33 protein-coding genes and 1 pseudogene are annotated in these 22,898 nt (G+C 68.5%); 6 read left to right on the top strand and 28 right to left on the bottom strand.

Annotation, left to right across the window (positions count from 1 at the left end; genetic code table 11):
• Positions 1-30: 30 nt before the first annotated feature.
• Positions 31-1,224, top strand: a complete 1,194-nt coding sequence (locus Q8Q71_RS05735) for a hypothetical protein (protein WP_305758668.1) — start codon at positions 31-33, stop codon at positions 1,222-1,224.
• Positions 1,225-1,298: 74 nt separating this feature from the next.
• Entirely contained in the window at positions 1,299-2,312 is a 1,014-nt protein-coding gene (locus Q8Q71_RS05730; RefSeq protein WP_305758667.1) for an alpha/beta hydrolase, read from the top strand.
• Here the strand turns inward: Q8Q71_RS05730 and Q8Q71_RS05725 are convergent.
• The 5 genes from Q8Q71_RS05725 to Q8Q71_RS05705 all read right to left on the bottom strand — a co-directional run bounded on the left by Q8Q71_RS05725 (position 2,309) and on the right by Q8Q71_RS05705 (position 5,924).
• Positions 2,309-2,815, bottom strand: a complete 507-nt coding sequence (locus Q8Q71_RS05725; protein ID WP_305758666.1) for a hypothetical protein — start codon at positions 2,813-2,815, stop codon at positions 2,309-2,311. The genes Q8Q71_RS05730 and Q8Q71_RS05725 overlap by 4 nt on opposite strands.
• Before the next feature lie 77 nt (positions 2,816-2,892).
• Entirely contained in the window at positions 2,893-3,618 is a 726-nt protein-coding gene (locus Q8Q71_RS05720) for an RluA family pseudouridine synthase (RefSeq protein ID WP_305758665.1), read from the bottom strand.
• A 40-nt stretch (positions 3,619-3,658) separates the two neighbouring features.
• Positions 3,659-4,102, bottom strand: a complete 444-nt coding sequence (locus Q8Q71_RS05715) for a hypothetical protein (RefSeq protein ID WP_305758664.1) — start codon at positions 4,100-4,102, stop codon at positions 3,659-3,661.
• The gene (locus Q8Q71_RS05710; RefSeq protein ID WP_305758663.1) at positions 4,099-4,545 is read right to left on the bottom strand and encodes a hypothetical protein; all 447 of its coding nucleotides are present in this window, start codon (positions 4,543-4,545) and stop codon (positions 4,099-4,101) included. The genes Q8Q71_RS05715 and Q8Q71_RS05710 overlap by 4 nt, the downstream gene beginning before the upstream one ends.
• Positions 4,546-4,607: 62 nt before the next feature.
• A complete protein-coding gene (locus Q8Q71_RS05705; protein ID WP_305758662.1) occupies positions 4,608-5,924 on the bottom strand; it encodes a replication-associated recombination protein A in 1,317 nt (438 codons plus the stop codon).
• 73 nt (positions 5,925-5,997) lie between these two features.
• On the opposite strand from Q8Q71_RS05705, the gene Q8Q71_RS05700 reads away from it, so the two are divergent.
• Positions 5,998-6,417 (top strand): VOC family protein, encoded by a 420-nt coding sequence (locus tag Q8Q71_RS05700; RefSeq protein ID WP_305758661.1) that lies wholly within the window; start codon positions 5,998-6,000, stop codon positions 6,415-6,417.
• Positions 6,418-6,438: 21 nt separating this feature from the next.
• On the opposite strand, the gene Q8Q71_RS05695 is transcribed toward Q8Q71_RS05700, so the two are convergent.
• Positions 6,439-7,824 (bottom strand): trypsin-like peptidase domain-containing protein, encoded by a 1,386-nt coding sequence (locus Q8Q71_RS05695; RefSeq protein WP_305758660.1) that lies wholly within the window; start codon positions 7,822-7,824, stop codon positions 6,439-6,441.
• A gap of 56 nt (positions 7,825-7,880) precedes the next feature.
• The gene (locus Q8Q71_RS05690; RefSeq protein WP_305758659.1) at positions 7,881-9,134 is read right to left on the bottom strand and encodes a TCR/Tet family MFS transporter; all 1,254 of its coding nucleotides are present in this window, start codon (positions 9,132-9,134) and stop codon (positions 7,881-7,883) included.
• Between the two features lie 86 nt (positions 9,135-9,220).
• Between Q8Q71_RS05690 and Q8Q71_RS05685 the strand changes: the two genes are divergently transcribed.
• From Q8Q71_RS05685 to Q8Q71_RS05675, 3 genes are read left to right on the top strand one after another with little or no spacing between them, the layout of a single operon-like run.
• On the top strand, positions 9,221-9,613 hold the full coding sequence (locus Q8Q71_RS05685; RefSeq protein ID WP_305758658.1) for a VOC family protein: 393 nt from the start codon (positions 9,221-9,223) through the stop codon (positions 9,611-9,613).
• 48 nt (positions 9,614-9,661) lie between these two features.
• Positions 9,662-10,573 carry an ABC transporter ATP-binding protein gene (locus tag Q8Q71_RS05680; RefSeq protein ID WP_305758657.1) on the top strand — a complete coding sequence of 304 codons (912 nt, stop codon included), beginning with the start codon at positions 9,662-9,664 and terminating at the stop codon, positions 10,571-10,573.
• Positions 10,563-11,435 carry a hypothetical protein gene (locus Q8Q71_RS05675; RefSeq protein WP_305758656.1) on the top strand — a complete coding sequence of 291 codons (873 nt, stop codon included), beginning with the start codon at positions 10,563-10,565 and terminating at the stop codon, positions 11,433-11,435. Before Q8Q71_RS05680 ends, Q8Q71_RS05675 begins: the two co-directional genes overlap by 11 nt.
• 3 nt (positions 11,436-11,438) lie before the next feature.
• Here the strand turns inward: Q8Q71_RS05675 and Q8Q71_RS05670 are convergent, their stop codons facing one another.
• From Q8Q71_RS05670 to rplP, 21 genes and pseudogenes are all read right to left on the bottom strand, one after another.
• Complete coding sequence (locus Q8Q71_RS05670; RefSeq protein ID WP_305758655.1) at positions 11,439-11,900, bottom strand: GNAT family N-acetyltransferase; 462 nt, start codon at positions 11,898-11,900, stop codon at positions 11,439-11,441.
• 195 nt (positions 11,901-12,095) lie between these two features.
• Positions 12,096-12,515 (bottom strand): 50S ribosomal protein L17, encoded by a 420-nt coding sequence (rplQ, locus tag Q8Q71_RS05665; protein WP_300467175.1) that lies wholly within the window; start codon positions 12,513-12,515, stop codon positions 12,096-12,098.
• Between the two features lie 102 nt (positions 12,516-12,617).
• Positions 12,618-13,637, bottom strand: a complete 1,020-nt coding sequence (locus tag Q8Q71_RS05660) for a DNA-directed RNA polymerase subunit alpha (protein WP_305758654.1) — start codon at positions 13,635-13,637, stop codon at positions 12,618-12,620.
• Positions 13,638-13,725: 88 nt separating this feature from the next.
• Positions 13,726-14,115 (bottom strand): 30S ribosomal protein S11, encoded by a 390-nt coding sequence (rpsK, locus tag Q8Q71_RS05655; RefSeq protein ID WP_013268944.1) that lies wholly within the window; start codon positions 14,113-14,115, stop codon positions 13,726-13,728.
• 9 nt (positions 14,116-14,124) lie between these two features.
• Positions 14,125-14,493 (bottom strand): 30S ribosomal protein S13, encoded by a 369-nt coding sequence (gene rpsM, locus Q8Q71_RS05650; RefSeq protein WP_305758653.1) that lies wholly within the window; start codon positions 14,491-14,493, stop codon positions 14,125-14,127.
• Between the two features lie 147 nt (positions 14,494-14,640).
• A complete protein-coding gene (locus Q8Q71_RS05645) occupies positions 14,641-15,363 on the bottom strand; it encodes an energy transducer TonB (protein WP_305758652.1) in 723 nt (240 codons plus the stop codon).
• Between the two features lie 58 nt (positions 15,364-15,421).
• A complete protein-coding gene (locus Q8Q71_RS05640; protein WP_305758651.1) occupies positions 15,422-15,994 on the bottom strand; it encodes an adenylate kinase in 573 nt (190 codons plus the stop codon).
• A gap of 22 nt (positions 15,995-16,016) precedes the next feature.
• Positions 16,017-17,405: a preprotein translocase subunit SecY gene (gene secY, locus Q8Q71_RS05635; RefSeq protein ID WP_305758650.1), complete on the bottom strand. Its 1,389-nt coding sequence runs from the start codon at positions 17,403-17,405 to the stop codon at positions 16,017-16,019.
• A 245-nt stretch (positions 17,406-17,650) separates the two neighbouring features.
• A pseudogene (rplO, locus tag Q8Q71_RS05630) lies at positions 17,651-18,112 on the bottom strand (50S ribosomal protein L15); the annotation flags it as partial.
• A gap of 156 nt (positions 18,113-18,268) precedes the next feature.
• Positions 18,269-18,466 (bottom strand): 50S ribosomal protein L30, encoded by a 198-nt coding sequence (rpmD, locus tag Q8Q71_RS05625; protein WP_284223202.1) that lies wholly within the window; start codon positions 18,464-18,466, stop codon positions 18,269-18,271.
• Between the two features lie 2 nt (positions 18,467-18,468).
• A complete protein-coding gene (gene rpsE, locus Q8Q71_RS05620) occupies positions 18,469-19,089 on the bottom strand; it encodes a 30S ribosomal protein S5 (RefSeq protein WP_055832165.1) in 621 nt (206 codons plus the stop codon).
• Between the two features lie 12 nt (positions 19,090-19,101).
• Positions 19,102-19,464: a 50S ribosomal protein L18 gene (gene rplR / locus Q8Q71_RS05615; protein WP_305758649.1), complete on the bottom strand. Its 363-nt coding sequence runs from the start codon at positions 19,462-19,464 to the stop codon at positions 19,102-19,104.
• Positions 19,465-19,467: 3 nt separating this feature from the next.
• Complete coding sequence (rplF, locus tag Q8Q71_RS05610) at positions 19,468-20,001, bottom strand: 50S ribosomal protein L6 (protein WP_305758648.1); 534 nt, start codon at positions 19,999-20,001, stop codon at positions 19,468-19,470.
• A gap of 1 nt (position 20,002) precedes the next feature.
• Positions 20,003-20,401, bottom strand: a complete 399-nt coding sequence (gene rpsH / locus Q8Q71_RS05605) for a 30S ribosomal protein S8 (protein WP_055832159.1) — start codon at positions 20,399-20,401, stop codon at positions 20,003-20,005.
• Positions 20,402-20,415: 14 nt separating this feature from the next.
• Complete coding sequence (gene rpsN / locus Q8Q71_RS05600; protein WP_055832157.1) at positions 20,416-20,721, bottom strand: 30S ribosomal protein S14; 306 nt, start codon at positions 20,719-20,721, stop codon at positions 20,416-20,418.
• A gap of 19 nt (positions 20,722-20,740) precedes the next feature.
• The gene (gene rplE, locus Q8Q71_RS05595) at positions 20,741-21,301 is read right to left on the bottom strand and encodes a 50S ribosomal protein L5 (RefSeq protein WP_305758647.1); all 561 of its coding nucleotides are present in this window, start codon (positions 21,299-21,301) and stop codon (positions 20,741-20,743) included.
• A complete protein-coding gene (gene rplX / locus Q8Q71_RS05590) occupies positions 21,301-21,609 on the bottom strand; it encodes a 50S ribosomal protein L24 (RefSeq protein WP_305758646.1) in 309 nt (102 codons plus the stop codon). The genes rplE and rplX overlap by 1 nt, the downstream gene beginning before the upstream one ends.
• Positions 21,610-21,611: 2 nt before the next feature.
• Positions 21,612-21,980, bottom strand: coding sequence for a 50S ribosomal protein L14 (rplN, locus tag Q8Q71_RS05585; RefSeq protein WP_055832151.1), 369 nt, complete (start codon positions 21,978-21,980; stop codon positions 21,612-21,614).
• A gap of 18 nt (positions 21,981-21,998) precedes the next feature.
• A complete protein-coding gene (rpsQ, locus tag Q8Q71_RS05580) occupies positions 21,999-22,247 on the bottom strand; it encodes a 30S ribosomal protein S17 (protein WP_304930511.1) in 249 nt (82 codons plus the stop codon).
• A 10-nt stretch (positions 22,248-22,257) separates the two neighbouring features.
• A complete protein-coding gene (gene rpmC / locus Q8Q71_RS05575) occupies positions 22,258-22,455 on the bottom strand; it encodes a 50S ribosomal protein L29 (protein ID WP_055832148.1) in 198 nt (65 codons plus the stop codon).
• Positions 22,452-22,895, bottom strand: coding sequence for a 50S ribosomal protein L16 (rplP, locus tag Q8Q71_RS05570; protein ID WP_284223197.1), 444 nt, complete (start codon positions 22,893-22,895; stop codon positions 22,452-22,454). Before rplP ends, rpmC begins: the two co-directional genes overlap by 4 nt.
• Positions 22,896-22,898: the final 3 nt, after the last annotated feature.

Below are 22,898 nucleotides of genomic sequence, written 5' to 3'. Positions count from 1 at the left end.
GCTGACGATTCAGGGGACCGCCGAAGCGCCATGTCGCACGACGATCACAACCACGGGCACGACGCCCACGACGGCGGCCACGGGGGCCACGGCGAGGACGCCCGCCTGCACGCCGCGCCCAATCCGCCCCCGCGCGGGGCGGAGGACAGCGCCAACCGGGCCGTGCCGCCGACGCCGGGCTCCGGACGCGGGCCCCTGCGCGGGGGCGACGGCATCCTGCGCCCGATTTCCGAGAGCGAGTATTTCGCCGCCACGCCCGAGGCCGAGGCGATCGTCTCGTCCCACATCGACGAATATTTCAACCAGCCGCTCGACATCTTCCCCTTCTGGGAGACGGACGGGAAGCCGGACCGGTTCCACGTCCTGTTCGGCCGCCAGATCGAGGAGCGGTTCCCGGTCGACACCGACATCCGCAGCCGCATCCACGGCTATGGCCGGCGGGTGTTCCGGGCCCTGATCGTGCATGTGACCGTCAAGCGGCTGAGCCAGGCCGGGGCGCTGGCCGCCTTCGCCGCTCTCGCCGTCCTCGGGCCGGGCCTGTTCGCCGGCTGGACCGGTTCGCCGCCCATGGGGCTGGGTCTCGCCGCCGGCGCCATGCTGGCGGTCCTGGGGCTGTACTGGGGCCTGCAGGCGGTGCTGTTCATCCAGTACCGGTTCCAGCTGGAGAACGACTCCTACGAGCTGTCGCGCGAGATCGTGCAGCGGACCCGCGAACTGCAGAACCTGTTCACCACGGCCCGGGCCATGGCCGACCAGGCCGAGACCCAGTTCCAGCAGGACGGCAAGGGCTGGGGCCAGCGCGCCATGTATCTGACCCGGCTGACCATGTGGCTGGGCGCGCGGATGGAATATCTCGAAAAGCACGTCCAGATGGAGCTGTGGCGCGTGCGCCGCGAGCGCTACTGGATGCGCTGGGCCCAGCGCATCCTGACGCCGCTGGTGCTGATCGTCGGCCTCGGGGTGCTGGCGCTGGAGCCGGCCCCGGCGACCGGCGAGGCGGGTTTCCGCATCCTGCAGGGCCTGGCCGCCGTGCTGGGGGTGCTGGTCAGCTGGCTGTCCTATTTCCGCTGGCGCACGCCGACCGCCGCGATCCAGGACAAGCTGGGCGTCGACGGCTGGGTCCGCTACGCCTCGCTGGACGTCGACAACGCCGTCGCCGACCAGGTGCGGCGCGACAAGGAACGGCTGGTCGAATACCGGGCCCTGACCCGCGGCGGGCGCTGATCGCCCGGATTTGACCGGCGTCAAGGACGCCACCGGGGCGGCGGGGCAGGCTTCCGTCCGCACCGGAGGCGGTCATGAACCTGTTCGGCGAACCAAGGATGCGTCGCCCCCACGCCCGGGGGCGGCGACGCTGGCTGCCGGTCGTCGTCGGCGCGGCCGCGATCGCCATGGTCGCGACCGTCGCCCTCGCCTTCCATCGGGACATGGCCGAAGCCCGGGCGCACACCCAGGGACGCAGCCGGGTGGTCGACAGCCCCTGGGGCCCGATCGAATACGCCGAGGTCGGCTCCGGCCCGCCGGTCCTGATGATCCACGGCAGCGGCGGCGGCTTCGACCAGGGCCTGGACTTCAGCGCCCCGCTGGCGCGCGAGGGGGTGCGCATCATCGCCCCGTCGCGGTTCGGCTATCTGCGCAGCGCCATGCCGGACGGCGCGACGGTCGAGATGCAGGCCGACGCCCTGGACTGGCTGATGAACCGGCTCGGGATCGACCAGGCCGTCATCATCGGCGGCTCGGCCGGGGCCCTGTCCGCGACCCAGCTGGCGCTCCGGCATCCGGGGCGGTGTCGAGGCCTCGTCCTGGTGGTCCCGGCCCTGCACGCCCCCGACCGCCTGCCGGGGGCCAACGCCGCGCCGGATGCCGGCACGCAGCGCATGATCAACGCGGCGCTGGGCTCCGACTTCCTGTTCTGGGCCGGGATCCGGGGGGCGCCCGACTTCATGACGCGGATGGTGCTGGCCACCGATCCGGCGACGGTGAAGGCCGCGGAGGCCAGCGAGCGACGGCGGGCCAGCGACGTGATGCTCCACATCCTGCCGGTCAGCGCGCGTCGGGAGGGGTTGCTGATGGACTCCGCCACGGCGGGGGCCCCGCCGGACTGGCCGGTGGAGCGGATCGCCTGCCCGACCCTGGTCGCGGGCGCGCGCGGCGACCTCTACGAGACCGACAAGGCCGCCGTTCACGTCGCCGGACGGATTCCGGAGGCCCGGCTGGTGATGTATCCCGACGGCGGCCACCTGTGGATCGGCCACGACGCCGAACTGTGGCGCACGGTGGGCGCTTTCGCGAAGGGGCTGGAGCCGGACTAGAGGCGCGGGCGCAGGCTGTCCTGGACGCCCCGGGCGTCATAGGCGTTGGGGCGGTCGGGTTTGGCGCCGTTGCCCATCACCACCTCCAGCGTGGTCGAGGTCGGCGACGGGCCGCTGAAATTCAGGCCGACGCCCACGCCGACGCCCGAGCTGGAATAGCTGCCGTACCGGCCGGAGGACCGACCCGAGCCGTAGCTCACGCCGACGCTGGGCCGCATGCCGCCGGCGCTGTCGGGACGGCCGTCGATCCAGCGCTGGGTCACCTCGAACCAGTCATAGCCCTGGGCCGTGGTCAGTTCGGCCGCGCGCAGCAGGGCCATGTCGGCCACCGGACCGGGCGCGCCGACGCCGCTGTAGGTGACCCGGAAGCGGTTGGATTCGATGCGCTGTTCCGCATAGCCCTGCCCGCCCGGCCCCGTCTGCGGACCATAGGGCGCCAGGCTGGCGCAGGCCGACAGGGCGAGGCCGGCGGCGGCGATCAGGGGCAGGGTCAGGCGGATCATGGCGAAGCTCCGGGCGTGTCTGAAATAGCGCCGGGCGCTGGCGGAGGTTCCTGTGTCCGCCAGCCGAAGCGGGCGGGCTAGAGCCCCGCCGCCGCCTTCAGCGCCTCGAAATCCTCGGGCGGGGGCGCCTCGACGGTGCGGTAGCCGCCCTCGGGATGGGGAAAGATCAGTTTGGCCGCGTGCAGCATCAGGCGGGGCGCGGCGCGGCCGGCGAAGGTCAGGGCCCCGCCGTAGCGGGCGTCGCCGGCCAGGGGGCGGCCGATGGACGCCATATGGACACGCAGCTGGTGCATCCGTCCGGTGGCCGGGTCCAGCTCGACCAGGGCGCCGTCGTCCGAGGCGGACAGGGTGCGGTAACGGCTCAGGGCCGGCTGGGCGCCGGGCGTGTCGGCGGCGACGGCGCGCATATAGCTTTCGCGGCCGATCTCCTGCCGCAGCAGGGGCTTGTCGATCGTCCCCGACGTCGGCTCGGGGGCGGCGGACAGCAGGGCCAGATAGGTCTTCCTGAACCGCCGCGCCTGGATGGCCTTGCCGAGAAAGCCCGCCGCCGGCTTCGTCTTCGCCGCGAGGATGACGCCCGAGGTGTCGCGGTCCAGCCGGTGCACCAGATCGGGCCGCTTCCCGTTCGAGCGGGCGAAGGCCCACAGCAGGTCGTCCAGCGTATGCGCCTGGATGCGCCCACCCTGGCTGGACAGGCCGGCGGGCTTGTTGAAGGCGATCACGGCCTCGTCCTCGTGGATCACCCACGAGCGGACGGCGGCGATCTCGGCTTCGCTCAGGGAGACGGGGGAACGGTCGGTCACCGCGCCTGCATAGGCGAAAGACCGACCGCCCGTCAGCCCCTCAGCGCAGGACGCCCTTCCTGCCGAGCATCCAGGCGTACCAGATGAAGAAGACGCAGGCGCCGCCGATCACGATCTGCATCGGCCACATCGGCCCCATGGCCTCCATTCCGTCTGACAGGGCGAAGGCGTAGACCGCGCCCGCCAGCCAGCCGAGGAACGAGACCACGAAGACGGGCATGGCCCACTTGCGCCGCAGCAGCAGCAGGATCGCGCCCAGCAGCCCGCCCCAGACCCCGATCGCCCAGGCCGCGTGCGTCCAGGCCGGCATGGCGTTGAAATAGGTGAGCTGCGCCTCGGTCATGCCCATCCGGGCGAACCATTCGTCGCGCCGCGTCTGGGTCATGAAGTAGTCGAAACAGCCGAAGCCGTTCCACAGCGCCGCCAGCACCCCGACCACCCACAGGTGCCAGGGCGTGCGGATGGTCTGTCCCATGCCGCTCATGACAGCACCCCCTTCTTGCCCATGGTCCAGGCGTACCAGGCCAGGAAGGCGGCGACGACGACGATCACCCAGGGCATGTACACCATGGCGGCCATGGCCGGGGGCAGCTCCGGCATCGGGTTCATCAGCCCGTAGGCGAGGTTTCCGATCGCGCCCAGCACCGACAGGGCGAAGGCGTGGACGGCGAACCGGCTGCGCAGCAGCAGCAGGATAGAACCCGCCACTGCGCCCCAGACGCCCAGCACCCACGGGACGTACATCCAGGCCGGCATGGCGTTGTAATAGTCGATCATCGGCTGCGTCATGCCGGAGGCGCGCCAGTAGGTCTCGCCCTGGGTCACGCTCATAACGAAATCATAGCCGCCGAAGGCGTTCCACAGCAGCGACACCACGCCCACGACCCACAGATGCCACGGCGTCGCGGCCTTCATCGTATCGGTCATCATCCCCTCCCAAGGTTGATCGATGGGCGGAAGCTAGACCCAAAACCGGCGTTACGGCAACGCTAACCCGCGTCGCCCTCCTCCTGCCTCTCCGCCCGCATCGCCGCCCAGCGGTCCAGCCGCTCCCTGACCTTGGCCTCGTGCCCCTCGCCCTTCGGCGCGTAGAAGACGCGGCGCTCCATCCCGTCCGGGAAGAAGTTCGCGCCCGAGAAGCCCTCGGGCGTCGAGGGGTCGTACTGGTAGCCCTTGCCGTAGCCGAGCTGTTTCATCAGCTTCGTCGGGGCGTTGCGGATGTGGGCCGGGGGCATGAGCGAGCCGGTTTCGTGCGCCGCCTTCTTCGCCGCCTTGAAGGCCTCATACACCCCGACCGACTTCGGCGCGGTGGCCAGATGGACGACGGCCTGGGCCAGGGCCAGTTCGCCTTCTGGGCTGCCGAGAAAGTCGTACGTATCCTTGGCCGCGTTGGCGACCAGCAGGGACAGGGGGTCCGCCTCGCCGATGTCCTCGACCGCCATGCGCACGATGCGGCGGGCCAGATACAGCGGATCCTCGCCGCCGTTCAGCATCCGCGCCAGCCAGTAGAGGGCCGCGTCAGGGTCGGACCCGCGAACGGATTTATGTAGTGCGGATATGAGGTTGTAGTGTTCTTCTCTGCTCTTGTCATAAGCGGGAGCGCGCTTCTGCAGGATGCCGGCCAGGGCCTGGACGTCCAGCGGCTCGTCCGAGGTCAGGTCGAACAGCACCTCGGACATGGTCAGCAGATAGCGGCCGTCGCCGTCGGCGAGGGCCAGCATGGCCTGACGCGCCTCTGGCGTCAGCGGCAGGGTCTTGCCCTCCTGCGCCTCGGCCCGAATCAACAGTTGATCGAGGGCGGCGTCGTCGAGCCGTTTCAGCACATAGACCTGCGACCGCGACAGCAGGGCGCCGTTCAGTTCGAACGACGGGTTCTCGGTCGTGGCCCCGACGAGGGTGACGATCCCCTCCTCCACGAACGGCAGGAAGCCGTCCTGCTGGGCGCGGTTGAAACGGTGGATCTCGTCGACGAACAGCAGGGTCGACTGGCCCGCGGCGCGGCGCATGCGGGCCGCCTCGAACGCCTTCTTCAGATCGGCGACGCCCGAGAAGACCGCGCTGATCTGCTGGAACTGATAGCCGGCGGCCTGGGCCAGCAGCCGGGCGATGGTGGTCTTGCCGGTGCCCGGCGGGCCCCACAGGATCATCGACCCCAGTCGCCCGGCCTCGACCATGCGCCGGATCGGTCCGCCCTCTCCCAGCAGATGGTCCTGGCCCACCACCTCCTCGAGCGTGCGCGGCCGCAGGCGGTCGGCCAGCGGCGCGTCAGGGGGATGGATGCCGGAGGCTTCGAACAGGTCGGTCATGCCCGGGTGTAGATAGGCGTTCCGGGCCGGCTTTTCACGCGTTAGTGTGGCTGCGGACCGAGGAGCACGCGACATGGCTGACAACCACACTCCGGGGCAGGCGGCAATCGGCATCGTCCCCCACCTGACCATTCCTTCGCGAGGCGGCCAGGCGGCGATCGAATTCTACACCCGCGCCTTCGGCGCCGTTGAGGAGCGGCGGATGCTGGCCGAGGACGGCGAGCGGCTGATGCACGCGCATCTGACCATCAACGGCTCGGCGGTGATGCTGAACGACGAATTCCCCGAGATGAACGGCGAACAGGACATCGTCCCCAAGGGCGTGACGATCCACCTGCAGGTCGACGATGCGGACGAATGGTGGAGCCGGGCGATCCTCGCCGGCGGGGTGCCGCTGTACCCGCTGGCGGACCAGTTCTGGGGCGACCGCTACGGCCAGCTCAAGGACCCGTTCGGCCATACCTGGTCAATCGGCGCGCCGATCCGGACCTAGGCGGCTGCACGAGGACCGGGATCAGCGGATCACGCCGCTGATCCTCTGGCCGCGTCGGTTGATGGTCAGTTCGGAGCCGCGGCCGACGTCGGCCAATTGCTGCACGGAGGTCACGGCGCGGCCGTTGACGGTCAGGATGATGTCGCCGCCCTGCAGGCCGACGCGGTTGGCGTAGCTGCCGCGCTGCACCCGGCCGACGATGACCCCGCTGGCGAAGGGATCGCCGCCGAGGCTGTCGGCGAGGGCGGGATTGAGGACCAGCACCTGGGCGCCGCTCAGAACGCCGGAGCGGACGACCGTGGCCCGGTCGACGTCCGCATCGCCCGGCAGGGGCTGGACCCGCGCGTTCAGCGTCTCGGTCCGGCCGTCGCGCCGGACGGTGACCGCCACCGTCTCGTTCGGCTCGCGCGTGCCGACCCGGAAATTCAGCCCGCCCTGATCGTTGATCTCGGCCCCGTCGATGGCGGTAATGACATCGCCCTCGCGCAGGCCGGCTCGCGCGCCCGGGCCGCCCGGCCAGACCTCGGTGACCACCAGCCCCTGCGGCCGCTCCAGCCCGAGGCTGCGGGCGACGTCGGCCGAGACCCCCTCCCCCTTCACGCCCAGCCACGGCCGCACCACGGCGGTGGCGCCGCCGACGGCGGAATCGACCACCCGTTTGACCATCGAGGCCGGCACGGCGAAGCCGACGCCCGACGACGAGCCCGAGCGCGAGAAGATGGCGGTGTTGATGCCGATCAGGTCGCCGTCCATGTCCACCAGCGCCCCGCCCGAATTGCCGGGATTGATGGCCGCGTCGGTCTGGATGAAGGAGCCGCTGTCGCTGATGCCGGTTTCGGTCCGGTTCAGGGCCGAGATGATGCCGTTGGTCACCGTCTGGCCGACGCCGAACGGATTGCCGATGGCCAGCACCAGATCGCCGATCTGCTGCTCCTCGCGGTCGTCGATGTTCAGGGTCGGCAGGCGCTCGTTGACCCCCTCGAGCTGGAGCACCGCGATGTCGGACCGCTCGTCGGCCAGCACCACCCGGGCGTCGAACTCGCGACGGTCGTTCAGCACCACGCGGATCTGCTGCATGCCGTTGATGACGTGATAGTTGGTCACCACCACCCCGTCGGCGCGGACGATGACGCCCGAGCCCACCGAACCGACCTGCTGGGCGCGCGGGCCCTGGCCGAACATGGACCAGAACGGGTCCTGGACCTGCTGGACGCCGCGGGCCGAGACATTGACCACCGCCGGCGCCGCCGTGCGCACCACCGGGGCGAAGCTGGATTTCATCGCCAGGGCGTCGCCGGGAACCACGCGATTGTCGGCGAAGACGCCGTCCTGGGCCCGGGTGTCGCCGGGCTGGCCGCAGGCGGCGAGGGTCAGGGTCAGGGCGAGGGCGAGGGATCGGGGCTTCATGGTCATCCGGTCAGAAGGCAGGAGCGGAGACATTCCGCCCCGGATTTTGGACAGCATCAAGGCGTCGGCGCCGCCACCGATTCCTGACGCGTCGCCTTGCGCCCGACCAGCCAGCCGATGACGGCCGCCAGCAGCAGCACGGCCGCCGCCATGTAGAAGGCCAGGCCCGGCATGTGGATCAGGGCGTGTTCGCCCACCGACAGCGAATAGACCCAGCCGAAGAACAGCGGCGACATGACTCCGGCGATGGAAGCCACGCTCATGTTGGCGCCCTGCAGCTGGCCCTGTTCGTCCTCGCCGACGCGGCGGGTCATCAGCGACTGCAGGGTCGGCATGGCCAGGCCCCACAGGGCGTTGGGCAGCATGGCGGCGATGAACCACAGGCCGTCGGGGGCCCAGCCCATGGCCGCGATGCCGACCGTGCCGCCGACGAGGCCCAGCACCATGGTCGACCGGTCGCCCAGCCGCTTGACCACGGGACCGACCAGCACGCCCTGCACCACCATGTCCAGCACGCCGACGAGCGCCAGCAACAGGCCGACCTCGCGCGGCCCCCAGCCGTAGCGCCACGCGGCGTAGAGCACGAACACCGCCGAAAAGACGTGGTGGGCGAAATAGAGCAGGAAATTCACGATCGCCAGGCCGCTGAGCTCGGGATGGCGACGCAACAGGATCAGCGAGCCGACCGGATTGGCCCGCTTCCAGCTGAAGGCCATCCTCTTGTCGGTCGGCAGGCTCTCGGGCAGGACCAGCAGGCCATAGAGGAAGGCCACGCCCGACAGGGCGGCGGCGAACCAGAACGGAACCCGCGGCCCGAACTCGCCGAGGAAGCCGCCCAGCACCGGCCCCAGCACGAAGCCGCCCGAGAAGGCCGCCCCGATCAGGCCATAGGCCCGGGCCCGTTTCTCGGGCGCGGTGATGTCGGCCATATAAGCATAGACGGTGGTGAAGCTGGACGAGGTGATCCCGGCGATGATCCGCCCCAGGGCCAGCCACCACAGGTCGGGCGCGACGGCCATCAGCACATAGTCGAGCGCCAGGCCGGCGCAGCTGATCAGGATGACGGGCCGGCGCCCGTACTGGTCCGACAGCGAGCCGATGATGGGCGAGCAGACGAACTGCATCCCGGCCCACAGGGCCACGAAGACGCCGTTTATCACCCCGGCCCGGGCGTTGGAGCCGACGAACTCCTCGATCAGTCGCGGCAGCACCGGGATGATGATCCCCATGGCCACGATATCGAGCACCGCCGTCACGAAGATGAAGGCGAGCGCGGCGCGTTGGGTACGGAGGCGGTTGAGGGCGGACATGGGGGGAGGCCTTGCCGGGGGACGGGCCTTCTAACCGACCGGGGCGCGCCCGTCAGCCCCGTGATACCGTCAGGGCGGAGGCCGCCATGAGCAATTTCCAACAGGTGACGCCCTTCCTGCACGTCCCGGACCTGCAGAAGGCGCTCGACTTCTTCACCGACATCCTCGGTTTCACCGTGCCCTACCGGCAGCCCGGCTACGCCTATATCCACCGCGAGACGGTCGGGTTCCGGCTGCTTCAGGCCGAGGACTGTGAGCCCACGCCGGGCCACAGACGCTTCGCCTACTATATCGACGTGCGCGACGTGGACGCCCTGTACGCCGAGCTGAAGCCGAAACTGGACACGCTGCCGCCCGCCGACGTGCACGGGCCGGCGGACAAGCCCTACGGCCAGAGGGAGCTGCTGGTCCTGGCGCCCGATGGCGAGTTGATCGCCTTCGGCATGGCCATCCCGCAAGCCGAGGTTGCGAAAGCTTAATGCCATGCCGCCTTGCGCGACGGCGCGGCGCAAGGCCAAGCTGGGCTCATGACAGCCGTGATCGAAACGCGTGGGCTCACCAAGACCTACGGAACCGTCCGCGCCCTCGACGGGCTGGACCTCTCCATTCCGCGCGGCGGGGTTTATGGCGTGCTGGGGCCCAACGGGGCCGGCAAGTCGACCCTGTTCCGCATCCTGCTGGGCCTGATCCGGCCGACGGATGGTACGGCGACCATCATGAACGGGCCTGTCGGCGATATCGCCCACATGCGCCTGACGGGCTCGATGATCGAGACCCCGCGCTATCCCCCCTATTTGACCGCGCGGCAGGTGCTGCGCTGGCTGGCGCTGGAGCACGGCATCGCCGGTACGGCGGACATTCCCTACTGGCTGGAACGGGTCGGGTTGTCCGAGGCGGCGGACCGCAAGGTGCGCGGCTTCTCCGTGGGCATGATGCAGCGCCTCGGCGTCGCCGCCGCCCTGATCAGCAAGCCCGAGCTGATCATTCTGGATGAGCCGACCAGCGGCATGGATCCCCCCGGCATCCAGGAGATGCGCGCCCTGATCCGCAGCCTCGCCAATGACGACGGCCTCACCGTCGTGCTGGCCAGCCACCAGCTGCTGGAGGTCCAGCGCGTCTGCGACCGCGTCGCCATCCTCAACAAGGGCAGACTGGTGCGCGAAGGCGCGGTCAGCGAACTGACCGCCGTCGGCGAACGCCTGCGCCTGTCGGCCGGGCCGATCGACAAGGTCCTGGCAGTACTGGGCTCCAGAGGCGTTCGCGACGGCGAGGCTGCGCTGGCCGACATTCCGCGTGCCGAGGGCCCGGCCCTGATCCGCGCCCTGGTCGAGGCCGGGATCGACATCAGCGAAGCCCGCTGGGTCGGGACGGACCTCGAGGCCATCTTCTTCACCGAGACGGGCGCCGTGCAGGCGCCGGAGACGATCCATGCTGGTTGACGCCATCCGCGCCGAAGGCTTCCGCCTGTCGAAGAACCGGACGGCCCTGTTCTGGAGCCTGGCTTTCGTGCCGATCCTGGCGGTGGTCATCGGAGCGATCACCAATTTCGTGCTCAAGGGCAGCGAGACCAAGCTGCTGGGCGACACCAAGATGCCGCCCGAGCTGAAGGAGGCCTTCGCCCGCGGCACGCTGGACATGGGCCACGCCCTGGTCGAGGGGACAGCCGGCCTGGCCAATCCGCTGGTGTTGCTGTTCGTCCTGATCGGGGCGGCGACGATCTACGCCGGCGACTATCGCTGGGAGACCTGGCGGCTGATCAGCGCCCGCAACAGCCGCCCGAACCTGCTGCTGGGCAAGCTGGCCGTGGTGGCCGGACTGGCGCTGGCGGCGATGGCCCTGATGCTGGCGGCCAGCCTGATCGAGAACCTGATCAAGGCGGCGGTGTTCGAGCGAACCCTGGCCTTCTCCATGACCGGCGAGATGTTCGGCCGCTTCCTGGGCTTCACCGCCCTGTCCTGGCTGCGCATCGTGCAGTTCACCATGATGGGGATGCTGGCGGCGGTGGTGACCCGGTCCCTGCTGGCGGCCCTGTTCGTTCCGCTGGTGGTCGGGGTGGCGCAGTTCTTCACGCCCAATCCGCTGATGAAGATGGGGGTCATGCCCGACGCCTGGCTGGCGGTGCTGGTCAATCCGGGGGCGGCGACCGATGCGGTCCAGGCCGCGATCCGGGGCGGAGAGGCCGCGGCGGCCCTGCCCGACGGCCTGCCGCTCAAGGCCTGGGTCAGCGTCACCCTGTGGACCCTGCTGCCCCTGGCCGGGGCCCTGGCCTGGTTCCGGCGTCAGGACCTGTCCAAGGAGTAGCGCTCAGAGCCGCTTCTCCATCCAGACGTCGCAGCGGGCGTAGGGCGTCGGCTGCGGCGGCAGGTCGAGGAAGCCGAAGCGGCGGTACAGGGCGATGGCGTGGGTCTGGGCCTGGTTGGTTTCCAGATACAGACGGGGCGCTCCGGCGGCCCGCGCCGCCGCCTCGCAGGCGTCGAGCAGCCGCCAGCCCAGGTTCAGCCCCCGCGCGTCCTCGACGACGGCCATCTTGCCCACCTCATAGCCCCCGTCGGCCATGGCCATCAGGGAGCAGCAGCCGACCGGCGCGCCGTCCCGTTCGGCGATGAAGATGAAGCCGCCCCGGTCGAGGATGGATCCCTGCGGGTCGCCGAGCACCAGCTGGTCCTTGGCCTCCAGCGCATAGCCCCCGGCGATCAGCCACGCCTCGTTGAACGACCGCCACATGGCGGCGTGGTCCGGGCGAAACGGGACGATGGCGACGGTCATGGACGGGTTCTGGCCGGAGAGGCGGCGCGCGACAAGCCAGTGTCGCTTATGTCTGGCTTGTCCAGCTTGTGGCGAACCGATTGTCGAGGATGTATCCCCCGGACTGTAACGGTCGCGAAGCCGGGTCCGGACAATGAAAAAGGGGCGGCCGGTTCGCACCGGCCGCCCCTTTGTCGTGGCCCCAACGGCCGAGGCTTACGCCTCGTCGTCGCCCTCGATGGCGTAGACCGGACCCGAGTCCAGGCCCTTGGCGTCGGCGTCGCGATCGACGAACTCGATCACGGCCATGGCGGCGTTGTCGCCGTGGCGGTAGCCGGCCTTCATGATGCGGATGTAGCCGCCGTTGCGGTCGGCGTAGCGCGGGCCGATCGTCTCGAACAGCTTGCCGACCTGCGGCACGTCACGGACCTGGCTGATCGCCTGACGACGCGCATGCAGATCGCCCTTCTTGGCGAGGGTGACCAGCTTCTCGACGAAGGGACGCAGTTCCTTCGCCTTGGGCAGGGTCGTGGTGATCTGCTCGTGCTTGATCAGCGACGCCGCCATATTGGCGAACATCGCGGTCCGGTGAGCGCTCGTACGTCCGAGCTTGCGATAGGCGGCGCCGTGGCGCATCGGGGTCTCTCCTACTCACCCTGGTTTCCACTCACGCGGACCTGGGGTTCTCTCATTCTAACCGCTCCGCGTCCCGACGGGACCAAGGGCGGAGGGTTGAAACTAGATCTGGTCGTCGAACTTCTTGGCCAGGTCTTCGATGTTTTCCGGCGGCCAGTTGGGCACGTCCATGCCCAGGCTGAGGCCCATGGTCGCCAGCACTTCCTTGATCTCGTTCAGCGACTTGCGGCCGAAGTTCGGGGTGCGAAGCATTTCGCCCTCGGTCTTCTGGATCAGGTCGCCGATGTAGACGATGTTGTCGTTCTTCAGGCAGTTGGCCGAACGCACCGACAGTTCCAGCTCGTCCACCTTCTTCAGCAGGGCCGGGTTGAAGGGCAGGTCGGGCTTGCCGTCCGCGGCTTCCACGGCCTTCTTCGGCTCGTCGAAGGTGATGAAGATCTGCAGCTGGTCCTGGAGGATGCGCGAGGCGTAGGCCACGGCGTCCACCGGCGAGACCGCGCCGTTGGTCTCGACCTCGAGGATCAGCTTGTCATAGTCCAGCGACTGGCCCTGACGGGTCGGCTCGACGCGATAGGCGACGCGCTTGACCGGCGAATACAGGGCGTCGACCGCGATCAGGCCGATCGGGGCGTCTTCCGGACGGTTCAGCTCGGAGGCCACATAGCCCTTGCCGTTCTGGACGGTCAGCTCCATGCGCACCGAGGCGCCGTCGTCCAGCGTGCAGATCACGTGATCGGGGTTCAGCACCTCGATGTCCGAGGGGACGTCGATCTGGCCGGCGGTCACCGGGCCGGGGCCGGTGGCGCGCAGGGTCATGCGCTTGGGGCCCTCGGCGTGCATGCGCAGCGCCAGTTGCTTGATGTTGAGCACGATGTCGACCACGTCCTCGCGCACGCCTTCCAGCGACGAGAATTCGTGCACGACGCCGTCGATCTGGATCGCGGTCACGGCCGCGCCTTGCAGCGACGACAGCAGAACGCGGCGCAGGGCGTTGCCGAGCGTCACGCCGAAACCGCGTTCCAGGGGCTCGGCGACCAGGCGCGACTTGCGCTGCGGGTCGGAGCTCGCCTCGATCTGCGGCTTCTCGGGACGGATCAGCTCTTGCCAGTTACGTTCGATCATGGGTGTCCCTCGAAAACGGAGCGCCGGTCCCTCGCTCCTCGTCAGGGGCGGCAGGACCGGCGGAGATAGGTAGTCGGTCTGTGTCCGCCTAGACGCGGCGGCGCTTGGGCGGACGGCAACCGTTGTGCGGCATCGGCGTGACGTCGCGGATGGTGGTGATGGTCAGGCCGACCGACTGCAGGGCGCGCAGGGCCGACTCGCGGCCGGAGCCGGGACCGGAAACGTTGACTTCCAGCGTCTTGACGCCGTGTTCCTGGGCCTTCTTGCCCGCGTCCTCGGCGGCCATCTGGGCAGCGTACGGGGTCGACTTGCGCGAACCCTTGAAGCCCATGTGTCCGGCCGACGACCACGAGATCGCGTTGCCCTGGGCATCGGTGATCGTGATCATGGTGTTGTTGAAGGACGCGTTCACGTGGGCGACGCCCGAGGTGATGTTCTTGCGCTCGCGCTTCTTTACGCGACCCGGTTCCTTGGCCATGTGTCTGTCTTACTTCTTCTTGCCGGCGATCGGCTTGGCGGGACCCTTGCGGGTGCGGGCGTTGGTGTGGGTGCGCTGGCCGCGGACCGGCAGGCCCTTGCGGTGACGCAGGCCGCGATAGCAGGCCAGGTCCATCAGACGCTTGATGTTCATCGACGTCTCGCGGCGCAGGTCGCCCTCGACGGTGTGGTCGCGGTCGATGGTCTCGCGGATCTGCAGGACCTCGGCGTCGGTCAGCTGGTTCACCCGGCGAGCGGGCTCGATGCCGACCTTGGACGTGATCTCCTTGGCGGCGTGGGCGCCGATGCCATGGATGTACTGCAGCGCGATCTCTACGCGCTTGTTGGTCGGGATGTTGACACCAGCGATACGGGCCACGAAGCTCTCCAGATACGCGTTTGCGGACGCAACAAACGCTCCGGTCAACAGACCAGGAGCGCCGACGCCCTTCGCGGAAGCGCGCCTTATAGCCGTGATTCAGATCAGGTCAACGATTTTCGGTCCGCGGCGGGGCGGTTCCGCCCTTCACTGCCGCCCCATCAGGATGAAGACGGTGACCCGCTGGCCCTCGACCGGGCGACCGGCGGCGGTCATCGGCGGACGATAACGGAAGAAGGCGGCCGCGCGGACGCCGGCCTCGCCGAAGCCGAAGCCCTCGGGGGATTCGCTGACCACGCGGCAGTCGTCCAGCCGCTGGTCGAGACGGATGACGCAGTTGACGCTGGCGCGGCCGGCCCGTCGGGCGGCGCGGGCCGCGGGCGGCACGATGCTGAGGATCTCGCCCTGGGTGGCGCCGCGCAGGATCATCGGTCCGGCGCCGCCCGAGCCCGGGCCGAAGCCGTCGCCGCGCCCCCCGCCCGAGCCGGTTCCCTCGCCCCCCTGCCCCATGCCCGGGGTCGGAGAGGCGATCGGGCCGGCCCCGACCAGAACGGGGTCCGGGACCGGGGCCGGAACCGGCGGGGCGACCAGCTCGCGCGGCTTGTCCGCCGGTTTGGGGGTCAGGTGAACGCGCGAGGGCGCGGCGGGCGCGCCGCCGCCCTGGCTTCGCACCACGGGCAGCGGCGGCGGGGGCGGCGGGGGCGGTCGATACAGGACGACATTGAACGGCGGCGGCTGGGCCGGAACGGGCTCCGGGGCGTCGGGGCGGCCCATGACGGCGAACACGGCCAGGTGCGCCAGGCTGACGCCGACGACAATGCCCAGCTTGCGCAGCCGGTCGGCGTTGAGCAGCGGAGGTTCAGGTTTCACGCGCCGATCCTATCACGCACGCCTGAACGCGCGGGACGCCGGTTCGGTCAGCTCCGGTTCAGGCGCCGGATTCGTCCAGCGCCGCATCGATGGCGACGGAAACCGCCTCGATCGAGCCCATGCCGTCGATTTCGGTCAGCAGACCCTTGTCGGCGTAATAGGGCAGAAGCGGCGCGGTGTTGCGATTGTAGGCTTCCAGTCGGACCTTGAAGCTCTCGGGATTGTCGTCCGGGCGGCCCTGGTCGGCGTAGCGGCGCGCGACCCGTTCCAGCAGCGCCGCGTCGTCGACCTTGAGGCGGACGACGCGGTCGATTTTCTTGCCCAGCTTGGCGAGCATGGCGTCCAGGGCCTCGGCCTGGGCCACGGTGCGGGGAAAGCCGTCGAAGATGGCTCCGCCCGCCTCTCCGGCCTCCTTCAGCCGGGCCTCGATCAGGGCGATGACGATGGCGTCGGACACCAGGTCGCCGCGCGACATGATGGCCTGGCATTCCTTGCCCAGCTCCGAACCGGAGGCGATGGCCTCGCGCAGCATGTCGCCGGTCGACAGCTGGACCATGCCGCGCGCCTCGACCAGCCGCTTGGCCTGCGTGCCCTTGCCGGCCGCGGGGGGCCCGAACAGGATCAGGTTCATGGCCGCCCCTCCCTGGACCGGTCTAGCGCCGGGCGGGCGCGGCGACGCCCTTGCCCGCGGTCTTGCCGCGGCCGCGCAGCTTGGCCTTCTTGATCAGGCCTTCGTACTGGTGGGCCAGCAGTTGCGACTGGATCTGCGCCACCGTGTCCATGGTCACCGAGACCACGATCAGGATCGAGGTGCCGCCGAAGGCCAGGCCCGAGCCGAAGTTGGCGATGACCATTTCCGGCAGCAGGCAGACGGCGGTGATGTAGGCGGCGCCGATCACGGTCAGGCGGGTCAGGACGTAGTCCAGATATTCCGCCGTGCGCTTGCCCGGACGGATGCCCGGCAGGAAGCCGCCGTATTTGCGCAGGTTTTCGGCCGTGTCCTCGGGATTGAAGGTGATCGAGGTGTAGAAGAAGCAGAAGAACACGATCAGGGCGCCGTACAGCAGCATGAACACCGGCTGTCCGTGCTGCATCTGGGCGGTGACCAGCGGCAGCCAGTCCATCCATGACGGCAGGTCGGCGTTGGCCGTCATCTGGGCCACCGTGGTCGGCAGCATCAGCAGCGACGAGGCGAAGATCGGCGGGATGACACCCGCGGTATTGACCTTCAGCGGCAGGAACGAGCGCTCGCCCCCGGCCATGCGATTGCCTTCCTGGCGCTTCGGATACTGGATCAGCAGCCGGCGCTGGGCGCGTTCCATGAAGACGATGAAGACCACGACCGCGATCATCATGGCGGTGATGAACAGCAGGGTGAAGGGCGACATCTGGCCCTGCTGGGCCAGGCCGAACATGCGGGCGATCGTACCCGGCAGGACGGCGACGATGCCGGCGAAGATGATCAGCGAAATGCCGTTGCCGACGCCGCGCGCCGTCACCTGTTCGCCGAGCCACATCAGGAACATGGTGCCGCCGGTCAGGACGGTGATCGTCGAAATGATGAAGAACAGCCCCGGCTGGTCGATCAGGCCGGGCTGGGCGTTCAGGCCGATGGCGATGCCGGTCGACTGGAACAGGGCCAGGACCACGGTCAGGTAGCGGGTGTACTGGTTCAGCTGCTTGCGGCCGCTCTCGCCGCCTTCCTTGCGCAGCTTCTCCCACGGCGGATAGACCGCGCCCATCAGCTGGACGATGATCGAGGCCGAGATGTAGGGCATGACGTTCAAGGCGAACACGGCCATCCGCTCCACGGCCCCGCCCGAGAACATGTTGAACATGTCCAGGATGCCGCGCTGGCCGTCCGGGTTCTGGAAGAACTGCAGGAAGGCTTCCGAGTTGATCCCCGGGATCGGCACATAGGTGCCGATGCGGTACACCAGCAGGGCCAGGAGCGTGAACAGCAGACGCTTGTGGAGCTCGGTCGCCTTCGCGAACGAGCCCATGTTCATGTTTGCTGCGAGTTGTTCGGCGGCCGAAGCCATGTGTCGTCACCCCGACTTGTCAGAACGCGGCGCATCGGAACTGAATCCGGCGCCTGCGTCCAGATAGGCGAAGGGCGCCCGCTTAGCGAGGGCGCCCTTCAGTCTTATTTCGCGGCGGCGCGGCCCGCGGTGCGGGTCGTCCGGGCCGAGATCTTGTTGGCGTCGCCCCGGGGAGCCTTGGCCGGCGGGGCCTTGCCCTTGGCGGCGTTGCGCTTCTCGATGCGCGCGGCGGCCTTGGCTTCGGCGGCGATCCGCTCCTGCACGACGGTGCCGCCCGCGGCCTCGATCGCCTTGACCGCGCCGGCCGAGGCCGACCAGACGACCAGGTTGAGCTTGGACTTGATCTCGCCGGTGCCGAGGATGCGGACGCCGTCCTTGACGCGGCGGATCACGCCGGCGGCGACCAGGGCGTCGCCCTTGATCTCGCCCTTGATGTCCAGCTTCCTGGCGTCGACCGCGTCCTGCAGACGCCACAGGTTCACTTCGGCCAGCTTCAGCGCGCCCGGATTGTTGAAGCCGCGCTTGGGCATGCGCATGTACAGCGGCATCTGGCCGCCCTCGAAGCCGCCGATGGCGACGCCCGAACGGGACTTCTGGCCCTTGACGCCGCGACCGGCGGTCTTGCCCTTGCCCGAACCCGGGCCGCGGCCGACGCGCATGCGCTTCTTGTGGGCGCCCTCGTTGTCGCGAATTTCGTTCAGTTTCATGTGCCTGATCCTTTCGGGTGCTAGCGCCCGGGCCAATCCAAATGAAAGGGGGCCCGGACTCGGCTTTGAAATAATAAGGGGCCGCTTCTAGGCGGCCCGCTTCAGCATCGCAAGGCGCGAGACGCCCTCCCCCGGATCGGGAGAGGGCGCTTCGGCTTACTTTTCGACGATCTCGGTCAGGTGGGCGACCTTGGCGATCATGCCGCGGACCGAGGGGGTGTCTTCCAGCGTGGACTCGCGGCCCATGCGGTTGAGACCCAGACCCGACAGGGTGGCGCGCTGGTCCGACTTGCGGCGGATCGGGCTGCCCGTCTGGCGGACGGTGACGGTGGCTTTGGATTCGGTCTTGGCCATGGTCAGGCTTCCTGGGCTTCAGGCGCCGCTTCCGGAGCCGAGGCGCCGTCGTTGCGGCGGCCCATCAGATCGGCGACCTTCTTGCCGCGCTTGGACGCGACCTGACGGGGCGACGACTGGACCTTGAGGGCCTCGAACGTGGCGCGGATCATGTTGTAGGGGTTCGACGAACCGGTCGACTTGCCCACGACGTCCTGGACGCCGAGGGTTTCGAGCACGGCGCGCATCGGACCGCCCGCGATGACGCCCGTTCCGGGAGGAGCGGCGCGCATCATGATCTTGCCGGCGCCCCAACGGCCGTTGCCGTCGTGGTGCAGGGTGCGGTTCTCGCGCAGCGGCACGCGGATCATCGTCTTCTTGGCTTCCTCGGTCGCCTTGCGGATGGCTTCCGGCACTTCGCGCGCCTTGCCATGACCGAAGCCGACGCGGCCCTTGCCGTCGCCGACGACCATCAGGGCCGCGAACGAGAACCGGCGACCGCCCTTGACGGTGGCGGCGACGCGGTTGATGTGCACCAGCTTTTCGACGATGTCCGAATCCGGACCGTCGGCCTGCGGGGCGTTGCGGTTGTCACGACGGTTGCGATCGTTGCCGCCGCCGCCGCGTTGGGGTGTTTGCGCCATCTGTCGCGTCCCTTAGAAATTCAGGCCGGCTTCACGCGCGGCTTCCGCCAGCGCCTTCACCCGTCCGTGATAGATGTAGCCGCCGCGATCGAAGACGACGTCCTTGACGCCCTTCTCCAGGGCGCGTTCCGCGACCAGCTTGCCGATCAGAGCGGCGGCGGCGACGTCCGAACCCTTGACCTTCTTGCCCTTCTCGCCTTCCAGCGAGGAGGCCGAGGCGACCGTGACGCCGTTCAGGTCGTCGATGATCTGGGCCGAGATGTTCTTGTCCGAACGGTGCACCGACAGGCGCAGCCGGCCGTTGGCCACGGCCTTCAGGCGGCGGCGGGTGCGCTCCGTGCGGCGCTGGGCTTGTTGTCGAAGGGAGAGAGCCATGACCTACTTCTTCTTGCCTTCCTTGCGCCGGACCTTTTCGCCCGTGTAGCGGACGCCCTTGCCCTTGTAGGGCTCCGGCGGACGCAGCTTGCGGATGACGGCGGCGATCTGGCCCACCGCCTGCTTGTCGGCGCCCGAGATCTTGATTTCCGTCTGCTTGGGCACCGCGAAGGTGACCCCGGCCGGCGGCTGGATGTCGACGTCGTGCGAGAAGCCGAGCTGCAGCGACAGGGCGTTGCCCTTCATCGCGGCGCGATAACCCACGCCGACCAGGTCCAGGCTCTTTTCAAAGCCCGTGGTGACGCCGACGACCATGTTGTCGACCAGGGTGCGCGACAGGCCCCACATGGCGCGCGAACGCTGGTTGTCCTCGCGGATGGCCAGGTTCAGGCCGTCGTCGCCCTGGGTGACCTCGATCTCGTCGGCGACGGTCCAGGAGCGTTCGCCCTTGGGACCCTTGACCGACACGGTCTGGCCGTCGAGCGTGACGGTCACGCCCTTCGGGATTTCAATGGTGCGTTTTCCGATACGGGACATCTTAGTAGACCCTGCAGAGGACTTCGCCGCCCACCTTGGCTTCGCGAGCCGCGGTGTCCGACATGACGCCCTTGGACGTGGAGAGGATCGAGATGCCCAGGCCGTTCTTGATCGGCTTCAGGTCGGAGATCGCGGAGTAGACGCGGCGGCCCGGCTTGGACACGCGGGCGATCTCGGCGATGACCGGCTGGCCGTCGAAGTACTTCAGCTCGATCTCGAACTGCGGGAATTCGCCGGGGTTCTGAACCAGCGAATAGCCGCGGATGTAGCCTTCGTCCTGCAGCACGTCGAGGACGCGCTGGCGCAGACGGGAAGCCGGGGTGAGCACCTTGGAACGCTTGCGCATGTGCGCGTTCCGGATGCGGGCGATCATGTCGCTCAGGGGATCGTTGATCATCATGTCTGTCGCTCCCCTTACCAGCTGGACTTGGTCAGACCCGGGATCTGACCCAGGTTGCCGAGCTCACGCAGGGCGATGCGGCTCATCTTGAGCTTGCGATAGAAGGCCCGCGGACGGCCCGTCACTTCGCAGCGGTTGCGAATCCGGTTGGCGGCCGAGTTGCGCGGCAGCTTGGCCAGCTTGAGGCGCGCTTCGAAACGCTCCTCGAGCGGCAGGGATTCGTTGTTGGCGGTCGCCTTCAGGGCGGCCCGCTTGTCGGCGTATTTCGCGACGAGGGCCTTGACCATCTCGTTGCGGTTTACGGCGCTTTTCTTAGCCATGGTTTCTTTCCCTTCCCGCTCAGTTCTTCACGAACGGGAACTTGAACTCGGTGAGAAGCGCGCGCGCCTCGTCATCGGTCTTGGCCGTGGTGCAGACGATGATGTCCATGCCCCACATCTGGTCGATCTGGTCGTAGTTGATCTCGGGGAACACGATGTGTTCCTTCAGGCCCATGGCGTAGTTGCCGCGACCGTCGAACGACGTCGGCTTCAGGCCGCGGAAATCCTTCACCCGCGGCAGGGCGATGGTGATCAGCCGGTCCAGGAACTCGTACATCTGGTCGCCGCGCAGGGTGACCTTGCCGCCGATGACCATGCCTTCGCGCAGCTTGAAGCCGGCGATGGAGTTGCGGGCCTTGGTGGCGACGGGCTTCTGACCGGCGATGGCGGCCAGATCCTTGAGGGCGGCGGTCGCCTTCTTGGAGTCGGCCACCGCTTCGCCGATGCCCATGTTGAGGACGATCTTGTCCAGCTTGGGCATCTGCATCGGGTTGGTGTAGCCGAATTTCTCGGTCAGCACGCCGCGGATGCGGTCGTTGTACTCGCTCTTGAGGCGGGGGGTGTATTTGGTATCGGCCATCAGATGACGTCTCCCGTCGTCTTGGCGAAGCGAACCTTCTTGTCGCCTTCCATGCGGAAGCCGACGCGGGCCGCCTTGCCGTTGGCGTCGGCGATCGCGACGTTCGACAGGTGAAGCGACGCTTCCTTGTTCTTGATGCCGCCCTGGGGGTCGGCCTGGGTCGGGCGGGTGTGGCGCTGAACCATGTTGATGCCTTGCACCAGCACGCGGTTCGTCGCCGGCAGGACCTTGGTCACCTTGCCGGTGCGGCCCTTGTCCTTGCCGGTCAGGACGACGACGTTGTCGCCCGTTTTGATCTTGGCGGCCATGACTACAGGACCTCCGGAGCCAGAGAGATGATCTTCATGTGGTTCTTGGCGCGCAGTTCGCGGGGAACCGGGCCGAAGATCCGCGTGCCGACCGGCTCGTTCTGCTTGTTGACGATGACGGCGGCCGACTTGTCGAAACGGATGACCGAGCCGTCCTTGCGCATGATGTCCTTGGCGGTGCGCACGACGATGGCGCGCACGACATCGCCCTTCTTCACGCGGCCGCGCGGAATGGCTTCCTTGACGGAAGCGACGATCGTGTCGCCCACCGAGGCGTAGCGGCGCTTGGAGCCGCCCAACACCTTGATGCACATGACCCGGCGAGCGCCCGAATTATCGGCCACCTCCAGGTTAGTTTGCATCTGGATCATGGGATCCGATCCTTCTGGTTACGAGGCCGAGGCCGAGGTGTCCGACAGGACCTCCCAGCGCTTCAGCTTGGACTTGGGGGCGCACTCGATGATGCGGGCCTGATCGCCCACCTTGAGGGCGTTGGCTTCGTCGTGAGCGTGATACTTCTTGGACAGGCGCACGATCTTTTTCAGGACCGGGTGCAACAGCGTGCGTTGGACGACGACGACGACAGTCTTGTCGCCCTTGTCGGAGACGACCACGCCTTCGAGAACTCGTTTGGGCATCTTCGTTTCCTTAACCCGCCGCGCGGTTCGCACGCAGAAGCGTGGAAATACGGGCGATGTCCTTGCGCACTTCCGAGACCCGGTGGGTCTTTTCCATCTGGCCGGTGGCGGCCTGGAAGCGCAGGTTGAACTGTTCCTTCTTGAGCTTCAGCAGCTCGTCGGACAGCTGGTCGGGCGTCTGGGCCCGGAGGTCGGCGATCTTGGTCATGCTCCGACGTGCTCCACGTGCGAGACACCGGCGTCGAGGCGGGTGACCACCTTCGTGCGGACCGGCAGCTTGGCGGCGCCAAGACGCAGGGCCTCGCGGGCGATGTCGTCCGGCACGCCGTCGATTTCAAACAGGATCCGGCCCGGGTGGCAGCGCGCCGCCCAGTGGTCCACGGCGCCCTTGCCCTTGCCCATGCGGACTTCGGCCGGCTTGCCCGTGACGGGCAGGTCGGGGAACACGCGGATCCAGACGCGGCCCTGGCGCTTCATCTGGCGGGTGATCGCGCGGCGGGCCGCCTCGATCTGACGCGCGGTGATGCGTTCCGGCTCCACCGTCTTCAGGCCGTAGGACCCGAAGTTCAGCGAGAAGCCGCCCTTGGCGGCGCCGTGGATGCGGCCCTTGAAGGCCTTGCGGTATTTGGTCTTTTTCGGTTGCAGCATGAC

This window comes from Brevundimonas sp. (genome assembly GCF_030704825.1).
Lineage (GTDB): Bacteria > Pseudomonadota > Alphaproteobacteria > Caulobacterales > Caulobacteraceae > Brevundimonas.
The sequence above is the reverse complement of the archived record's forward strand: the minus strand, read 5'-3'. Positions and strand labels throughout refer to the sequence as shown.

Bases quoted from the DNA above. Each gene is read 5' to 3' on its own strand.
- Q8Q71_RS05735 (WP_305758668.1), top strand. From the start codon at position 31: ATGTCGCACGACGATCACAACCACGGGCACGACGCCCACGACGGCGGC.
- Q8Q71_RS05730 (WP_305758667.1), top strand. From the start codon at position 1,299: ATGAACCTGTTCGGCGAACCAAGGATGCGTCGCCCCCACGCCCGGGGG.
- Q8Q71_RS05725 (WP_305758666.1), bottom strand. From the start codon at position 2,815: ATGATCCGCCTGACCCTGCCCCTGATCGCCGCCGCCGGCCTCGCCCTG.
- Q8Q71_RS05715 (WP_305758664.1), bottom strand. From the start codon at position 4,102: ATGAGCGGCATGGGACAGACCATCCGCACGCCCTGGCACCTGTGGGTG.
- Q8Q71_RS05710 (WP_305758663.1), bottom strand. From the start codon at position 4,545: ATGACCGATACGATGAAGGCCGCGACGCCGTGGCATCTGTGGGTCGTG.
- Q8Q71_RS05705 (WP_305758662.1), bottom strand. From the start codon at position 5,924: ATGACCGACCTGTTCGAAGCCTCCGGCATCCATCCCCCTGACGCGCCG.
- Q8Q71_RS05700 (WP_305758661.1), top strand. From the start codon at position 5,998: ATGGCTGACAACCACACTCCGGGGCAGGCGGCAATCGGCATCGTCCCC.
- Q8Q71_RS05695 (WP_305758660.1), bottom strand. From the start codon at position 7,824: ATGAAGCCCCGATCCCTCGCCCTCGCCCTGACCCTGACCCTCGCCGCC.
- Q8Q71_RS05690 (WP_305758659.1), bottom strand. From the start codon at position 9,134: ATGTCCGCCCTCAACCGCCTCCGTACCCAACGCGCCGCGCTCGCCTTC.
- Q8Q71_RS05685 (WP_305758658.1), top strand. From the start codon at position 9,221: ATGAGCAATTTCCAACAGGTGACGCCCTTCCTGCACGTCCCGGACCTG.
- Q8Q71_RS05680 (WP_305758657.1), top strand. From the start codon at position 9,662: ATGACAGCCGTGATCGAAACGCGTGGGCTCACCAAGACCTACGGAACC.
- Q8Q71_RS05675 (WP_305758656.1), top strand. From the start codon at position 10,563: ATGCTGGTTGACGCCATCCGCGCCGAAGGCTTCCGCCTGTCGAAGAAC.
- Q8Q71_RS05670 (WP_305758655.1), bottom strand. From the start codon at position 11,900: ATGACCGTCGCCATCGTCCCGTTTCGCCCGGACCACGCCGCCATGTGG.
- rplQ (WP_300467175.1), bottom strand. From the start codon at position 12,515: ATGCGCCACGGCGCCGCCTATCGCAAGCTCGGACGTACGAGCGCTCAC.
- Q8Q71_RS05660 (WP_305758654.1), bottom strand. From the start codon at position 13,637: ATGATCGAACGTAACTGGCAAGAGCTGATCCGTCCCGAGAAGCCGCAG.
- rpsK (WP_013268944.1), bottom strand. From the start codon at position 14,115: ATGGCCAAGGAACCGGGTCGCGTAAAGAAGCGCGAGCGCAAGAACATC.
- Q8Q71_RS05640 (WP_305758651.1), bottom strand. From the start codon at position 15,994: ATGAACCTGATCCTGTTCGGGCCCCCCGCGGCCGGCAAGGGCACGCAG.
- secY (WP_305758650.1), bottom strand. From the start codon at position 17,405: ATGGCTTCGGCCGCCGAACAACTCGCAGCAAACATGAACATGGGCTCG.
- rpmD (WP_284223202.1), bottom strand. From the start codon at position 18,466: ATGGCCAAGACCGAATCCAAAGCCACCGTCACCGTCCGCCAGACGGGC.
- rpsE (WP_055832165.1), bottom strand. From the start codon at position 19,089: ATGGCGCAAACACCCCAACGCGGCGGCGGCGGCAACGATCGCAACCGT.
- rplR (WP_305758649.1), bottom strand. From the start codon at position 19,464: ATGGCTCTCTCCCTTCGACAACAAGCCCAGCGCCGCACGGAGCGCACC.
- rplF (WP_305758648.1), bottom strand. From the start codon at position 20,001: ATGTCCCGTATCGGAAAACGCACCATTGAAATCCCGAAGGGCGTGACC.
- rpsH (WP_055832159.1), bottom strand. From the start codon at position 20,401: ATGATGATCAACGATCCCCTGAGCGACATGATCGCCCGCATCCGGAAC.
- rpsN (WP_055832157.1), bottom strand. From the start codon at position 20,721: ATGGCTAAGAAAAGCGCCGTAAACCGCAACGAGATGGTCAAGGCCCTC.
- rplE (WP_305758647.1), bottom strand. From the start codon at position 21,301: ATGGCCGATACCAAATACACCCCCCGCCTCAAGAGCGAGTACAACGAC.
- rplX (WP_305758646.1), bottom strand. From the start codon at position 21,609: ATGGCCGCCAAGATCAAAACGGGCGACAACGTCGTCGTCCTGACCGGC.
- rplN (WP_055832151.1), bottom strand. From the start codon at position 21,980: ATGATCCAGATGCAAACTAACCTGGAGGTGGCCGATAATTCGGGCGCT.
- rpsQ (WP_304930511.1), bottom strand. From the start codon at position 22,247: ATGCCCAAACGAGTTCTCGAAGGCGTGGTCGTCTCCGACAAGGGCGAC.
- rpmC (WP_055832148.1), bottom strand. From the start codon at position 22,455: ATGACCAAGATCGCCGACCTCCGGGCCCAGACGCCCGACCAGCTGTCC.
- rplP (WP_284223197.1), bottom strand. From the start codon at position 22,895: ATGCTGCAACCGAAAAAGACCAAATACCGCAAGGCCTTCAAGGGCCGC.